Genomic DNA, 15,535 nt, shown 5'->3' on the forward strand with positions numbered 1-15,535 from the left:
AATCTGAGGCGCTTTCGGTTAATTAAAGGTTTAATTTTATTTGTCTAAATGCTTCGGAGTAAATCCGTCTTCATTCAATTCTCTGTGTACGTAATCTGCTTTCATTTCAGCTTCGTAGTCTACTTTAGTATCTTTACCCATTCTTCTTAGAACAGAGTCAAATAGAGAGTATACTACCGGTACAATGATCAATGTAAGGAATAGTGATGATGTTAAACCACCAATTACTACCCATGCAAGGCCTTTGTTCATCTCAGCTCCGGCACCTGTTGCCAATGCGATCGGTAACATACCGAAGATCATCGCAATGGTGGTCATCAGGATCGGACGAAGACGGGCGTGGTTGGCTTGTACCAAAGCATCGTGAGTGTTAGCTCCTGCTGCTTTTCTTGCATTCGTAAAGTCAACAATAAGGATCGCATTCTTCGCTACCAGACCAATCAACATAATCATCCCCAGCATGGTGAAAATGTTCAGTGAGTTGGCTGTTAAGGCAAGGATTACCATTACCCCGATCATTGCTAACGGAATTGAGAACAATACCACGAAAGGATATACAAAACTGTCATATAGTGAAACCATTACCAGGTACACCAATACGATAGCTGCCAATAGTGCAATTCCTAACGTACCGAAACCTTCCTGCTGGTTCTCCATATCTCCACTCCAGATGTAATCTACACCTACAGGTTTTTTAGTGCTGTTCATGAACTGATTCGCCCACTCATTAGCTACGTCACCTACCGGTCTACCAACAGCTTTCGCTCTTACTTTTACAGAAGGAGATTTATCTCTACGTTCCAGCAAACTTGGTCCCGACCCCATTTCTACATGGGCAAACTGACTTAAACGAACCTGCTGCCCCTGAGGATTTGTAAACATAAGGTTTTTAACGTCATCAATAGACTGTCTGTTCACATCTCCGAAACGGATATTGATATCATATTCATATTCTCCGGCTCTGAATTTCCCGTCTGTATTTCCGTTGAATGCCGTCTGCATCGTTTGTCCTACACTTGAAAGATTTAAACCTAACGCAGACATTTTATCTCTGTCAATACTTACCTGAACCTCAGGGCTACCTGTATCAGTTGATAATTCGGCATCTACTGCTCCCGGAACTTTTTTCAATAGTTCAAGAATTCTTGTTGCTTCTTTTACTGCTGTAGCGTTATCAGGACCTGTAACCACCATTTCAATAGGAGCATTTTCAGCACCCATGATACCGATTGGAGCAGTTTTAAACTCAACTCCTGTGAATTTCTCCTCTAACTGTCTTTTTATTTTTGCAGCTTTGATGTTGGTACTTTCTGTACGTTCAGACTTATCTGTTAAATTTACCTGAACCTCAGATTGGTAAGTGGTTGCCTGAGCCCCACCAAAACCTGTAGACTGCTGTCCGACTGTTGTAATAAGATCTACAACATCTTTATCGTTTCTTAAGAATTTTTCAACTTCTAATGTTAATTGGTTTGTCTTTTCAACGGTTGCATCTTTTGACAATTCCATTTGCACTAAGAACTGACCACGGTCAATTGGCGGGAAGAACTCTCCTCCAATAAATCCGAATACCACCAGCATGAATGAACTGATTAAAACAATAAATGTGATCACCACTGTTGAGATTCTTCTTAATGTAGTTTTCAGACACCATTCAAGGATTCCTGTGATCCAGTGTGTAAATTTGTCAATTAATCCTTCAAACCAAAGAATAAATTTCTCAAACCAGTTTTTACCTGTTAAATGTTCCAGTTTACCGAATCTTGATGATAACCAAGGAATGATGGTAAATGAAGCCAATAAGGATAACAAGGTGGCAATAACTACCGTGACGCAGAACTGGGCAAGGATGTTGGCTACAAGACCTGAACTCATCGCGATCGGTAAGAATACCACCACAATTACCAAGGTAATCGCCGCAACGGTAAATCCAATTTCTGAAGCTCCGTCATACGCTGCTCTGATCTTACTTTTACCCATCTCCATGTGACGGTAAATGTTTTCCAGTACTACAATTGCGTCATCCACCAGGATACCTACCACAAGTGACAGTCCCAGCAAACTCATCAGGTTCAAAGTATATCCCATCAGGTTCATTCCGATGAACGCTGCCACCAATGAAGCCGGGATAGAAACCATTACAATAAAGGCGTTTCTGATACTGTGAAGGAATAACAACATTACAATCGCCACGAGGATAATTGCTAAGAATAAGTCGAAAATAACGTGGTTTGCAGATTCAAGGGTAAATTCTGTGGTATCGTTTACGATTTTTACTTTTACTCCCTGAACTTTGTATGCATCTTCTACAGTTTTGATGGTTTTCTGAACACTTTCAGATACTGCTACCGCATTTGCATCAGATTGTTTTTTAACCTGCATTAAAATGGTCGGAAACTGGTTGAATCTCGCTACTTTCTCAACATCTTTCTGAGAGTCAAAAACTGTTGCGATATCTGATAAACGTACCTGTGCACCGTTTTTATTGGAAACAACAAGGTTATTCATTTCCTCAGTAGACTTATACTTTCCTGAAAGTCTGATCGTAGATTTTGTAGTTCTCGTTTTCAAACTTCCTGTAGGAAAATCAAGGTTTGATGAAAGAATTGCCTGTTGTACGTCTCCAATTGAAAGTCCGTACCCCTGTAATTTTTTCTCATCAAGATTTACCTGAATCTCCCTCTCCTGTCCACCTACTAGGTCCACCTGAGCCACACCGTTTACACGGGAGAAAATAGGTTCAATCTTTTTATCCAATAGATCATAAAGATCCTTACTGTTCAGTTTATCCGATGAAATACTCATCGTGATAATAGGTAGATCATCTAAGGAGAATTTGTTCAGAGACGGTGCTTTCACATCTTCCGGAAGGTCTGCCAGAATAGCATTTACCTTTCTCTGTGCATCATTTAAAGCGTAATCTACATCGGCTCCGTCGTTCAGCTGAACCATGATTACGGATAAACTTTCGTATGAAGAAGATTCTACTTTTTTAACGTTTTCCAAAGAACCTACGGCATCTTCAATCTTTCGGGTTACGGATGTTTCCACCTCTGCAGGTGAAGCTCCCGGATATACCGTAGAAATAGTTACCATGTTGGTTTCAAACTTCGGAATCAATTCGTATCCCATGAGCGTATAACTCAGGATACCTCCCAGCGTCAGAATTGTAAATAATACAATTACCAGCGAGGGTCTTTTAATGGATATTTCTGCTAACTTCATCGATCTGCTACTTTATAATGTTCACTTTAGATCCGTTGTCCAGATTGATCTGTCCGCTGGTAACTACCTGCTCACCTCCATTCAATCCGCTTAAAACCTGAACTTTATCTCCGTAAACTTTTCCAATGGTTACTTTGATCAATTTAGCAACTCCATTCTGAACAACGAATAATTGTCCTGAGCTTACTCCATTTACAAACGCTTCTGCAGGAACGGTCAGCATATTCTGAGTTTCTGCGCCGTTGTTTGTACTGAATTTAGCAGTTGCATACATACCAGCCTTAAGGTTTCCTCTGTTTTGTACTTCAATTTCAACAGGGAAATTCAGAGATGCATCACTTTTAGGAGCAATGAAAGTAATTCTACCTACGAAAGAATCTTCAGGCAAAACATTTACTTTAATCGGAACTTCCTGACCTAGCTGGATTTTTCCAATCTGGCTTTCATCTACTAAAACAGAAAGTTTCAGACTGTTGATATTAACGATTTCAAACATTGACGTTCCAGGAGAAACGACTGTTCCAGGTTCAACCATTTTCTTATTGATTGTACCGCTGATTCCTGCACGGATGCTTGTATCATTTACTTTTACTCCCTGAGCTTTTACTGCAGCCTGAGCATTTTTAAGCTGTAATCTTGAGTTATCAAGCTGCTGCTTTGTAACACCACCTGTCTTGTATGCGTTTTCATAGCGCTGGTTATCAATAATAGCATTCTGCAGATTGTTCTGAGCCTGGGTAACATCCACCTCGATAGCATCTTTTTTGATCGTTGCCAAAACCTGCCCTGCTCCTACCCTTGAACCTTCTTTTACCAAAACGCTTACGATACGTCCTGAGATTTCAGAAGACTGGTTCATTTCCTGCTTAGGAATAAAAGTACCGTTGGCTGAGTAGTCTGTATCAATATTTTCTCTTGTAACGGTTACAATATTAACATTGATTTTATCCACCTGCTTCGCAACTTCTTTTACTTCCTGCGTCTGTTTTTCTTTGTTACCAGCAATCTTGTAAGCGGCTAACCCTACCAGTACAGCTGCTACGATGATATATATTAAAGTTTTTTTCATTTTAGTTTATTATAAGTTTTGTAGTGTGTTTAGTTCACCCTTAGCTTTTATCAGCTTGATCTCTGCCTGCTTGTAATCTAACAATGCATTAGAATAGTTCTGTTTTGCTTGTGTCAAAGCATTTTCAGAATCCAGTACCTCTGTAAGGGTTGCCAGACCATACTGGTAGTTAGACTGAGTATTTTTCTGAACTCTTTCTGCCAATCCTACATTATCTTTCATGCTTTCGATATTAATCAATGCATTTTCCATATTGGTAACTGCATTTTTATAATCTAAACTTAAGCTCAACTGGGTATTTTCAATATCAACATCAAGATCCTTAATATCAATTTCTGCCTGGTTGATCTTCGCTTTTGTAGCTCCTCCCGTGAAAATAGGAATATTTACATTCAAACCAATTGCTGAGTAATCGCTCCAAAGAACGCCTCTGCTAAGACCATTTGTCAAAGGGAATTTTGCTCCGTTTGCCCCCCATCCGTAGTTTGCTGTAAGATTTACTGAGGGATAAAGATAAGCTTCAGTCGCTTTTTTATTAAAAACCAAAAGTTCCCTGTTTTTATTTAAAACTTTAAGTTCTGTACGGTTATTAAGATCTACATTACTCGCAATCAGCTCAGGCTTTGGTTCGATTTGTTTTTCTTCAAGCTCGATATCTGTAGAAATCGGGATTCCCATATAAAACTTCAGGGCATTTTTTGAAAGTTCAACAGAATTGATTAAGGCCTGTTTATTGGAACCAATATTGGTAAGCTGAACATTTGTTCTGTCTAAATCGATTGATTTGGCCAAACCGTTATCAACCAGACTTTTAATAACATTTCTTACTTTTTCAGTATTGGCATAGCTGGCCGTTACCGTTTTAAGATTTTCCTCCTGTACAAACACCTGATAATAAGCTGTTGCTACATTTTCAATAATCTGTTCATTGGTTAACTGAGCATTCAGTACATAGAATTCTCTTGTTGATTTTGCCGCTTTAAGTCCAGTAAATACTCTTTGGTCAAAAATGGCCTGCTGAAGTTGTACAGAAGCTGTTGATCCCCAGGGCTGCCCAAACTGTGCTCTGATTTTCTCACCTCCAAATTCCAGCAAAGATTCCTGAATAATCGGATTATAGGTTAAACCTGCTGTTGCACTGACCTGTGGAAGGGCACCGGCTCTGGCTTCATCAATCTTGTATTCGGCTTTTTTGACCTGTAAAGCAGCTTTTTTAGCTTCTGCCTTATTCTGAAGTGCCTGTTTTATTGCTTCCTGCAGGGAAACCTGCTGCTGGGCAGACATCAGTGTAGAGCCGAAAATCATAAATGCTGAAGCTATCCCAATTTTTAGCTTTGTAGCAGTTATACGTTTTCTATTCATAATTTTATACTTCGTTTATTTTTTATTTAATTTTCATTCATTATTTATTTCTAAATGACGAATCATTTTCAGAAATACTTTAGTTTTTTAATTTTTAAACAACATATTAATAATGATCTCTCTTCTTTCAGAAATAATCTTATCATATTCTTCATCATTAATCAATAAATTCTCCATAAATAATGGTCTTATAGCACTTGGGAATACCAGCAGCGAAACCATATTCAGAATAAACTGAACGGGTGCCATTTTCTCAATATTTCCCAATTCCATTTCTTTTTCAATATCCTTGTACATATCATTCAGGATATCCTCTTCGATTTCTCTGTGATGGCAAGTTCCCTTATTAATCTGTGATACGATATACGTTTCCAGATAAGGATACTGAAGGCTTGTAGAAAGGCTGCTTTCTATGAACTTGCTGATCTTCTCTTTAAAAGGAAGAGCTGAATTCTGAATGATCTTCGATTTTTCCTGCTCTACTCTTTGCGCTTCATCAAAGATGATCTGGATAAGCTTATCCCTTGAACGGAAATAGTAATTAATAAGGGTTCTATTCACTCCTGCTTCATCTGCAATCTCCTGCGTAGTAGCATCAAATTTTCCTTTCACAAAGAATAAATTCTTCGCTGTCTCCTTGATCAATTCCTGTGTTTGGTCTTTTTTTGCTTGATTTGACATTTTTGTTAAACAAATTTGTGCAAATTTATAGTAAAAATTATTTTTGACAAAATTGTTAAACAAAAAAATTAAACAGAATTGTTATGATATCCATCAGGTTTAGGAATGAAAGTTTGAAATAGGAAATATCTAAAGAAGATTCTCCTTAGACATGAATAAACTTATCTTAAGGAAGACCCTACAATAGTTTCTGATTTGGATGATACTATTATGTTTGCAAGAAGTGAAGCACTTGTAGCGTCAATGATGTACTATGGAATAGACACGGCTAAGTCAATCTATGAAAATTTACGCCGACGCTTAACAAAAAGAAAATATGGATAGCCACTATAAATTGTTATTTTTTTTAATTAACAATTTGATCCGTTGTAAGCTTCCAAAAATGGTAAGTCTTCACGTTAGTATCTCCATTAATGTTAAAAGAGTCTTTTTTTATTCTCTTAATATGATTTGTCATAAAATGAGTGGTGGAAGAATCCTTTTATTTTTCTGTTGAGACATAAGCTTCAAAGTATGGATTTTTAGAATAAAAAGAGTTACAAATTGTATTTCACTTTTAGTCCAATATATCCAGGTAATCTCTGGATAATACTTGTTTGAAGTGTTACATTTTGTAAGGTGGACAGAACAACTTGTGTTTTATTAAAATTTAAAATATCATTACCAACCATACTATACTCCCATTTTTTACTATAATCGTACGATATTTCAAAATCTGTTTTTAAAAAGCACTGTTTTTCTTCAGAGGTATATATATTATAATGATTGCGAAGATTGTATTTTAAAACTTTATTAATAGAACCTTCGAAATCTACAAATACTTCAGTTCTATCATTGGTTACTTTTCTATTTAAAGAAGTATAATTACTAATGCTTGTTTGTTTAGAAATACCTAATTCATAATTGAAAAATCCTTTTTTAAAAACACTCATTAAACTTGCCTTTATAAGAATATTTTCTGAAGTAATTGGATTTTCTATCTGATCTACAATATTCAATGTATTAGATCTGGAATAACTACCATTTAATTTAATCTTATTTTTGATAAAATTAAGCCTCTTTTCAAAATTAACACCTGTGCACCATGTTTGCGTAGAATTTGAATTCAGAACCTGACTTATTGCAACATATTGTGGCAACAACTGACTTGCTGTTATAATCGATTTTTCGTTTTTAATAAAACTAAAATTTAAAGACAGTTGTGTACCCGAATACAAGTTTAAATATCGTAAATAGACACTCAAATTATGGCTTCTGACAGGAAGACCTACACTTAAGATATTATCTTTTAACAATCTGTTATAATCTTCCAATATGGGTTGAGTGAAAACTTGATTAGAACTTATAAAATCATTTTTTGCTTCATAAAGAAAATTGAGTTCAGACATTTTATCTAATTGAAATTTCACGCTTGCTTTGGGTAAATACAAAAATTTGTTTAGTGAAGAATAATACAATAATGTATTTTGTAGTGAAAACTGAAAAAAACCCTTCCTTTTATAAATATTGAAATCTACATTGTAAAAATTTCTATTAAATCCATTAGTATTTGAATATAAAGAATTTTCAATTGACGATAAAAAATTCTCCTGAGCAGAAGAATATCCCAAACCTATATAATAAATTAATTTTTTGGGTTTAAAAGTATAAGTACCTAAAAATCCATACGTTTTTTGATTGTACTTTTTATATTGTAATAATGGTGAATCTAAATTTAAAATGTTCGGAAAGTTATCTATTTGAAAGCTATTTTTTTGATGGTTGATGTCATTAAAAATATAAAGAGCTAAAAGCTTTGTTGGAGATAATTTAGATGTATAACTTAATTGTTGGGATAATGTATAAGGCTTATCATTAATTTTTTCATATATATTATTTTCAATAGTACCAAAAGTTTGATCTATCTGGATATTTTTATTTGCACTGTATGGATCAAATGCTAAACTATAAGTAAGTAAACTGTTATCTGACACCAAATAATCAATATTAGCTCTGGTTCTGTTAAAAAATAGATTTTCTTTTGTTTTTATATTTTCGGCAGTACTATAATTTGAATTTTGGTCAAAAAATAAGGTATTATTTAAGATATTTTTATTTTGGCTGACATTATTGAAAATGCTATATATATTAAGCTTCGTTTTTTTTGATAAATAAGAAGTAATGTTTAATGCACCAAAATTATTATACTTTTCCGTCATTTTATCATCACTTAGAAGGATTGTGGGAATTTGAAAATCTGAACCGCTGTTACGCCTGCTCACAAAATCATTTTTAGAAGCAATAATCATTTTGAAATATTGGTCAAATGTAATTACTTCATCGTTGATAGAGTTTGAATTCCCTATAAAACTAATATTGGCAGCTTTAGAAAATTTAAACAAATTTACACCTAATTTATAACGTCCTTCATAAGCAGAAACCAAAGTTGCATTGCCTGTTATTCTTCCTTTAAATTCTTTCTTTATACCAATATTTAAAGCTGTTTTATCCGAAGGTTCTAAATCTTTTACTTTTGAATAATCCGAATAATGATTAATAACTCTTATATCATCAATCATATCTGCACCTAAATTTTCTGTTGCTAACTGATGATTATCTCCAAAAAATTCTTTCCCGTCTACGAGGAGATTATCTACTTTTTTTCCGTTTACTCGTATTTGCCCATCACCTCCAACATCAAAGCCAGGTATTTTATTAAGGACATCTTTAAGGTTGCGTTCAGCTCCTGTCGTAAAATATTTTGTTTTATATGTTATTGTGTCTCCTTCTTGCTTTACGGAAGTTGATTGTCCGATAATCTTTACTTCTTCAATCTGATTCATTTTTTCTGAAAGTATTTCTTCCAGTACAATTGATTTCTGATTATTATCTACTGTAATTTCTTTATTAATCTTTTCGTAACCCATTTTATTGAGTTCCACACTATACGGTGTACCTTCATTGATTTGAAAACTAAATTTTCCATCTTCGTCAGAATTTCCATAAGCAAGTGTATTCCCATTTTTATCCAATACCTGAACAATTACATTCTCTATCGGAGAATGATTGCTATTAAGTGTCTTCCCGGTGATTTTAAACTGAGAAAACACAAAAACAGGGAAAAATAAAAAGAACAGAAAATTGAAGTTCTTCATTTATACTATAAAATTGTTTTTGAGTAGTAAAAGTAATCTCCATAAAAAGTATAGAGGTTTCTAAATTTTATTATTGGCCTGTAACTTTAAAATTATTAGGATGTTCTCTTTTAAAATCATTGAGTCGCTCGTCAACCAGCTTTTTAAATTCTTCTCTGCTTATTTGTTTTCCTTTCGTAGGTGGAATCATCTGCCCTTTTGCATTTTCTTTTATTTCGATTGCTATATAATGACAGTTTTTGCTTTTTAATTCCACAATAAGTCCAGGCAATCCCCAATAAATACCTGGTCCTGCCATTGTAGGAACATCCGGAGAGTACCATGCTTCTACCAAATCATCTCCTATTTTTGCCTGAGCTTTTTTACATGTAAAACCTCCAATAGTTTTTGTTTCATTAATTAGTTTCCAATCTATTTTTTTTAAATCTTCTGAAATTAAAAATTCTTTATCCAGTATCATTCTTGAAGATACTGATTTTTGGGTTTTATAATTTTCGTACATCTCAACAGTTACTCCAAAAGACAACACAGTCTGTTTCATTTGTATATTTCCTGTATTCATATCTTCTGGTGTGTCTACTTTTTTTTGTACCTTTTTATACAAAGCCTCATTATTATTAAATGAGAGTTCGTAATAATTTGGAAGAGGTTTCGTATTTTTACTAACCATTTCCCGATATGGTTCAGGCACATCTTTAAAAGCATCTGGAGAGAGAATTGGTTGCTCTTCATAAGAAGCAATACTTATGATATTTTCTTTTGTATTGCCTTGCGCAGAAGCAAATAGACAAGCAAAAAGAAAATATACTGAAAAAATAATTTTCATAAAATAGATTTATTTATTAAAAAATTAAAATAGCATTAACATAGGCTAATGCTATAATTTACTTATTTATTAAACTTTATGGAACACATATCCAATAATCATTATAATATAAAGCATCGCCAATCACATAATAGAATTCAACATGTATCCAAGTTCCTATTATACTAACTTTTTTATTAACTATTTCCTCATTTTCAACAAGAGAATTAGTTGTATTAATTGTTTGAACATTTGGAGTCTTTTCTGTCTCCAATTTTACATCTTTTGCAAATCCTAATGAAATGCCCGATAGCAGAACTGCTATTGATAGAATTTTTTTCATAAAAATGATTTTTAGATTTTAATATAAATTTTATTACACTAAAAAAACATTTGTGCACTCGTGTTTTTCTGAAGACTAAACTAAACATATTTCTTTCTACAGTGATACACTTTCAATAAAAATATTTATACTTTTAGTAAAAAAAATTATACTTTTGAGGAAAATAAATATAAACGATGGAAATGGAGAAAATTATAGAGAAAATAGCCCAACAAAGGAATAAAAAGGGCTATACTTATGAAAATATGGCTCATGAATTAGACATCACTCCTGCTGCTTATCGCAAAATAGAAACCGGAGAAACTAAACTAAGTGTGGAAAGACTGATGAAAATATCTGAAATTCTCGACGAAGATTTATCCAATTTTTTGGATATAGATACTAAAAATGTATTTAATAATCAATCCAATGAAGGAAACGGCTATGTAGAAATTATCAATAATGATTATAAAGATCTTATTAAAGATATTAAAGAAACATATGACAAGCTAATCCAGTCAAAAGACGACCAGATAGTCATGCTAAAAGAACAAATCTCATTTCTGAAAGAAAAAAACTAAAAACGGGCAGAAATTTCTGCTCGTTTTTTTGTTTATAATAATTTGATTTTGTCGTCTGAGATATCGATGATCTTATCTTTATAAAGTCCTCCGATTGCTTTCTTGAAGTTTTTCTTACTCATCTGAAGCTCATCTTTAATCTCTTCAGGTGAAGATTTATCTGAGACATAGAGAAGTCCATAATTTTCTTCCAGTTTGTTCAGAATCTTTTGTTTGAACTCATCAATATTTTCAAAACCTTCCGGCTGTAAAGAAATATCTATTTTTCCATCTTCACGAATGGTTTTGATATATCCTGTTTCCTCTGATAGCGGATATAGCTTTTTGAAAACATCGGAAGCATATATCAAACCAATGTATTCTTTGTTGATGATCACATTCCAGCCCAGTTCACTTTCATTCATCATAATCAGGTCTACTTTGTCTCCTTTTTTGAATGGAAGCTCATCATACTGAGGGTTTCTCTTAAACTTGGTAGTTCCGGTGATCAATTCCATATCTTCGTCTACATAGATATACACCAGATATCTTTTTCCTTCGATGATTTTTGTTTTCTGCTGTTTGTAAGGGATAAATAAATCTTTAATGATTCCCCAATCCATAAAAGCTCCGCTTGGAAGACTTTGTACACAGCTCATTACCGCAAATTCACCTACTTCAGCCAATGGAATTTCGGTAGTAGCTTTCAATTTATCATCATCCTGATATACAAAAACTTCAACCTCCTCACCGATTTCTTTTTCATCCTGAATAAAGATTTTTGGCAGAAAAGCCTTTTCACCGGATTCATCCACAAGGATGCATCCTGAATTAATTTTTTCTGAAATTGTTAAAGTTTGAGTTTTTCCGAGTTGCATGATGATAAAATTAGCTGACAAAGGTACGGAAATTTGAAGATGCGATCCTAGTCTATATAATTATAATTGCTTTAAGGACTTTACAAAAAGTTATGAAACTATGAAAAACGTAGTGTTTTAAAAGATATGTTTTGGCTGAAGCCAATGAATTGACTGTATAAAATAAATGATCTAAAGCCCGTTTCTATTGAATATTATAAGTTCGAAATATAATCCATCAGCTCACGTTTGCTGCTTTCAAAATCAAAAGCATCATACACCATGAAATATTGGTTTTTGTCTGCACAGTTACGGAACATCGATTTAGCGAGTGCCAATTTCTTATTATCAAAACTGAGTGCTTTCACCAGATCTCTTATTTGTGCAGAAGTAAACATAGAAGTACGCATTTGCTGATTAATCATCGCAATTTTTCCATCATCAAACTTCTCATTTCTCATCATCATATCAAAAAACTGGCGAAAAGAATGAGTATCCATTACATTTCCGTGATTGTATCCATCTCCGGGTTGGTTGCCATAAGGATTATTCCATACATCATTCCAGTCATTAAAGCCATATTGATTTTGTACAGGATAAGAATCCAGGAGATATAACCCTTCGTTGGTAAAAAAATCAAGTACTGTTCTATTGTTATTTCGAAGCACCAGTGTGGTTCTGTAGATCAGAAATCCATTATCATATATGGAGATAGGAATTCTCCCTGATGGCAGATCAAAAAACTTGTATTTTCCGGAACCGTTTCCCATCATTTGGTCTCCCACTTCAACGGTAAAAAAGCCTTGTTCAGGAATTCTCAGAAAAACTTCTGCATAGCCATAGTTCCTGTTCCATTGATAATCAGGCTTTTCTATTATATTTTCATATCCTCTTCTCTTAGAAGTTGTATTATTTCCGGATCTCCGCTGATCAAAAGTTTTATTTCTTTCATCCGGACTTTTAGAGGTTCTCATTTCTGTAGTGGAAGCCTCATTTTTTAATAATTCTCCTGCTTTTCCCGCTTTCTGTGCCCATGAACTGATTCCCGCCAAAAGCATACCACTGATAAAAATCTTTTTCATACATGAAATTTTCAAAAACCGTCTCCATTATTATGCCAAAAAAAGGAGAAACCGAATTGATTTCTCCTTTTTATATTTAAATAATTAAATTTATTAATCAAATATTACATATGGATAGGTCTTTTTGCTGTAGCATCCAATGCAGCTTCTTTAATAGCTTCTGCATAGGTTGGGTGAGCGTGAGAACTTCTTGCAATATCTTCAGCACTTGCACGGAATTCCATAGCAATTACTCCTTCAGCAATAAGGTCAGCAGCTCTTGCTCCTACGATGTGCATTCCTAAAACCTCGTCAGTTTTTTCGTCTGCAATAATCTTAACAAGACCGTCAACATCACCACTTGCACGGCTTCTTCCTAATGCTCTCATTGGGAAAGAGCCTACTTTGTAAGCTATACCTTCTTCTTTCAGCTGCTCTTCAGTTTTACCCACTCCTGCAACTTCCGGCCATGTATAAACAACACCAGGAATCAGGTTATAATTGATGTGAGGTTTTTGTCCAGCTAAAGTTTCAGCAACGAAAACTCCTTCTTCTTCAGCTTTGTGAGCCAACATCGCACCTTTGATAACGTCACCAATCGCATAGATATTAGCAACATTGGTCTGTAAGTGGTCGTTTACTTTTACTCTTCCTCTTTCGTCAAGTTCTACACCTGCTTTTTCAAGACCAAGACCGTCTGTGTAAGGTTTTCTACCTACAGAAACCAAACAGTAATCTCCTTCTACTACTACTTCTTCTCCTTTTTTATCTTTAGCCGTGATCTTTACGGTATCTCCGTTTCTTTCAACCGCAGAAACTGCAGTAGAAAGCATAAACTTCATTCCTTGTTTTTTAAGAACTTTAGTCAATTCTTTGCTTAAAGCTCCATCCATTCCAGGGATGATTTTATCCATAAATTCAACAACAGTTACCTGTGCTCCTAATCTCAGGTATACAGAACCTAGTTCAAGACCGATAACTCCACCTCCGATTACTACCAGATGTTTAGGAATTTCTTTAAGGTTTAAAGCTTCCGTAGAAGTAATCACTCTTTCTTTATCTAAAGAGATGAAAGGCAGTGTAGAGGGTTTAGAACCAGTTGCAATGATGGTATATTTAGATTCGATGGTTTCAGAAGAACCGTCGTTTTTTGTCACTTTAATCTGAGTAGCAGATTCGAAGCTTCCTACTCCTTCAAAAACAGTAATCTGATTTTTGTTCATCAGATAGCTGATTCCGTCTGTATTCTGCTTAATTACTTCGTTTTTACGCTCGATCATTCTTGCGATATCCGCTTGCGGCTCATTGATGATAATTCCGTGACCTGCAAAATTGTGTTTTGCATTTTCGAAATGCTCAGAGCTGTCAAGAAGCGCTTTTGACGGAATACATCCAACGTTAAGACAAGTTCCGCCTAAAGTTGAATATTTTTCAATAATTGCTGTTTTGAAACCTAATTGTGCTGCACGGATAGCAGCAACATAACCACCGGGACCAGAACCTATTACGGTAACATCGAATTGACTCATGTTATTGTATGAATTTGTTTATTATTATCTATCTTAATTCTCACAAATTTACATATAAATTACCAAGCACCAAAGTGAGTTTTATCAATTTTATTGAATTTTAGATTTTAAAAAAACTTTTATCTATTGGCTTTTATCCAGATAATCACCGCTAAAAAAATTAAAATCATTCCCATTTTGATTCCTCCCAAAACCATCATCATTATTCCTGAAAAAATAACGATAACTCCTGCTATATATAACATGATACTGATAACAGAACGATATTTATTTTTTTTCTTTAACATCTCCTGTTTATCAGTATGAATTCCTTTCATTACTTCATCTACATCTTGTTGATTGTAGCCTTCCTGAAGTATTAATCGATAAATATATTTTTCGCTATAATTTTCAGCCAGATAGGTATTGTATTTATTAAATATTTCTCTCTTCAATTCGTCCTTCATGGTTAAAAATAGGATTAATTAGTAAAAGTAATTATTTTATATATTCATTTTCCAGAAATTACAGATCTACATTCAATTTTCCCTGTCCAAATTCGCCTGTACTTTCAAAAAATGAACCTCCATACACATACCATTCAAGACTTTCAAGATAATCCACTGCATTTTCCGGGGTTATTTGTGGACGGTCTTTTTTCGAAACAATTCCTTTGTACCATCTTCCTGATTGGGAAAAGCTTTCATATTCCACAAAATAATGAATCCATATTCTTTGGCACAACTTGCATTGCTGAATCGTTACTTCTCCATATCTTCCGTTGGTATGATCAATTCCTAATTCCGAACTTCTATACTCTGTATAGCTGGAGTTCGGTTTCTCACAGGCGCATCCTAATTTTTGGATTTTATTCATGAATGAAAAAATTGGTTTTCAGATAAAATTTATAGCTCCAAAAGTAAGAAATTAACACCCTATAAAGCAAATGGG

13 protein-coding genes are annotated in these 15,535 nt (G+C 34.3%); 1 reads left to right on the forward strand and 12 read right to left on the reverse strand.

The genetic code is table 11. The features are described 5' to 3' along the window. Window positions 1–36: 36 nt before the first annotated feature. The 7 genes from ACODR7_RS17700 to ACODR7_RS17730 all read right to left on the reverse strand — a co-directional run bounded on the left by ACODR7_RS17700 (window position 37) and on the right by ACODR7_RS17730 (window position 10,619). Window positions 37–3,225 (reverse strand): efflux RND transporter permease subunit, encoded by a 3,189-nt coding sequence (locus ACODR7_RS17700; protein WP_488841091.1) that lies wholly within the window; start codon window positions 3,223–3,225, stop codon window positions 37–39. Between the two features lie 7 nt (window positions 3,226–3,232). Further along, the gene (locus tag ACODR7_RS17705; protein ID WP_076597779.1) at window positions 3,233–4,294 is read right to left on the reverse strand and encodes an efflux RND transporter periplasmic adaptor subunit; all 1,062 of its coding nucleotides are present in this window, start codon (window positions 4,292–4,294) and stop codon (window positions 3,233–3,235) included. Window positions 4,295–4,303: 9 nt separating this feature from the next. Next, window positions 4,304–5,656: a TolC family protein gene (locus tag ACODR7_RS17710; RefSeq protein WP_488841094.1), complete on the reverse strand. Its 1,353-nt coding sequence runs from the start codon at window positions 5,654–5,656 to the stop codon at window positions 4,304–4,306. An 87-nt stretch (window positions 5,657–5,743) separates the two neighbouring features. Then, complete coding sequence (locus ACODR7_RS17715; protein ID WP_227943757.1) at window positions 5,744–6,337, reverse strand: TetR/AcrR family transcriptional regulator; 594 nt, start codon at window positions 6,335–6,337, stop codon at window positions 5,744–5,746. 536 nt (window positions 6,338–6,873) lie between these two features. Beyond that, the gene (locus tag ACODR7_RS17720; protein ID WP_488841096.1) at window positions 6,874–9,471 is read right to left on the reverse strand and encodes a carboxypeptidase regulatory-like domain-containing protein; all 2,598 of its coding nucleotides are present in this window, start codon (window positions 9,469–9,471) and stop codon (window positions 6,874–6,876) included. Between the two features lie 70 nt (window positions 9,472–9,541). Beyond that, window positions 9,542–10,297, reverse strand: coding sequence for a GLPGLI family protein (locus ACODR7_RS17725; protein ID WP_465090715.1), 756 nt, complete (start codon window positions 10,295–10,297; stop codon window positions 9,542–9,544). 76 nt (window positions 10,298–10,373) lie between these two features. Further along, window positions 10,374–10,619, reverse strand: a complete 246-nt coding sequence (locus ACODR7_RS17730) for a hypothetical protein (protein ID WP_465091072.1) — start codon at window positions 10,617–10,619, stop codon at window positions 10,374–10,376. Between the two features lie 182 nt (window positions 10,620–10,801). Here ACODR7_RS17730 and ACODR7_RS17735 point away from each other — a divergent pair, with 182 nt between their 5' ends. After that, window positions 10,802–11,179 (forward strand): helix-turn-helix domain-containing protein, encoded by a 378-nt coding sequence (locus tag ACODR7_RS17735; RefSeq protein ID WP_465091071.1) that lies wholly within the window; start codon window positions 10,802–10,804, stop codon window positions 11,177–11,179. Window positions 11,180–11,211: 32 nt separating this feature from the next. On the opposite strand, the gene ACODR7_RS17740 is transcribed toward ACODR7_RS17735, so the two are convergent. The 5 genes from ACODR7_RS17740 to ACODR7_RS17760 form a co-directional block, all read right to left on the reverse strand. Further along, window positions 11,212–12,036: a CvfB family protein gene (locus ACODR7_RS17740; RefSeq protein ID WP_488841097.1), complete on the reverse strand. Its 825-nt coding sequence runs from the start codon at window positions 12,034–12,036 to the stop codon at window positions 11,212–11,214. A 194-nt stretch (window positions 12,037–12,230) separates the two neighbouring features. After that, a complete protein-coding gene (locus ACODR7_RS17745) occupies window positions 12,231–13,097 on the reverse strand; it encodes a proline and serine-rich protein 1 family protein (protein WP_488841099.1) in 867 nt (288 codons plus the stop codon). Between the two features lie 104 nt (window positions 13,098–13,201). After that, a complete protein-coding gene (gene lpdA / locus ACODR7_RS17750; protein ID WP_488841100.1) occupies window positions 13,202–14,605 on the reverse strand; it encodes a dihydrolipoyl dehydrogenase in 1,404 nt (467 codons plus the stop codon). Window positions 14,606–14,724: 119 nt separating this feature from the next. Continuing rightward, complete coding sequence (locus ACODR7_RS17755; protein WP_488841102.1) at window positions 14,725–15,051, reverse strand: hypothetical protein; 327 nt, start codon at window positions 15,049–15,051, stop codon at window positions 14,725–14,727. Between the two features lie 58 nt (window positions 15,052–15,109). Continuing rightward, window positions 15,110–15,460, reverse strand: a complete 351-nt coding sequence (locus tag ACODR7_RS17760) for a hypothetical protein (RefSeq protein ID WP_488841104.1) — start codon at window positions 15,458–15,460, stop codon at window positions 15,110–15,112. Window positions 15,461–15,535: the final 75 nt, after the last annotated feature.

Source organism: Chryseobacterium sp. FG46, from assembly GCF_057809135.1.

Coding starts and splice junctions, on each gene's coding strand:
- ACODR7_RS17700 (WP_488841091.1), bottom strand. CDS start 3,225: ATGAAGTTAGCAGAAATATCCATTAAAAGACCCTCGCTGGTAATTGTA.
- ACODR7_RS17705 (WP_076597779.1), bottom strand. CDS start 4,294: ATGAAAAAAACTTTAATATATATCATCGTAGCAGCTGTACTGGTAGGG.
- ACODR7_RS17710 (WP_488841094.1), bottom strand. CDS start 5,656: ATGAATAGAAAACGTATAACTGCTACAAAGCTAAAAATTGGGATAGCT.
- ACODR7_RS17715 (WP_227943757.1), bottom strand. CDS start 6,337: ATGTCAAATCAAGCAAAAAAAGACCAAACACAGGAATTGATCAAGGAG.
- ACODR7_RS17720 (WP_488841096.1), bottom strand. CDS start 9,471: ATGAAGAACTTCAATTTTCTGTTCTTTTTATTTTTCCCTGTTTTTGTG.
- ACODR7_RS17725 (WP_465090715.1), bottom strand. CDS start 10,297: ATGAAAATTATTTTTTCAGTATATTTTCTTTTTGCTTGTCTATTTGCT.
- ACODR7_RS17730 (WP_465091072.1), bottom strand. CDS start 10,619: ATGAAAAAAATTCTATCAATAGCAGTTCTGCTATCGGGCATTTCATTA.
- ACODR7_RS17735 (WP_465091071.1), top strand. CDS start 10,802: ATGGAGAAAATTATAGAGAAAATAGCCCAACAAAGGAATAAAAAGGGC.
- ACODR7_RS17740 (WP_488841097.1), bottom strand. CDS start 12,036: ATGCAACTCGGAAAAACTCAAACTTTAACAATTTCAGAAAAAATTAAT.
- ACODR7_RS17745 (WP_488841099.1), bottom strand. CDS start 13,097: ATGAAAAAGATTTTTATCAGTGGTATGCTTTTGGCGGGAATCAGTTCA.
- lpdA (WP_488841100.1), bottom strand. CDS start 14,605: ATGAGTCAATTCGATGTTACCGTAATAGGTTCTGGTCCCGGTGGTTAT.
- ACODR7_RS17755 (WP_488841102.1), bottom strand. CDS start 15,051: ATGAAGGACGAATTGAAGAGAGAAATATTTAATAAATACAATACCTAT.
- ACODR7_RS17760 (WP_488841104.1), bottom strand. CDS start 15,460: ATGAATAAAATCCAAAAATTAGGATGCGCCTGTGAGAAACCGAACTCC.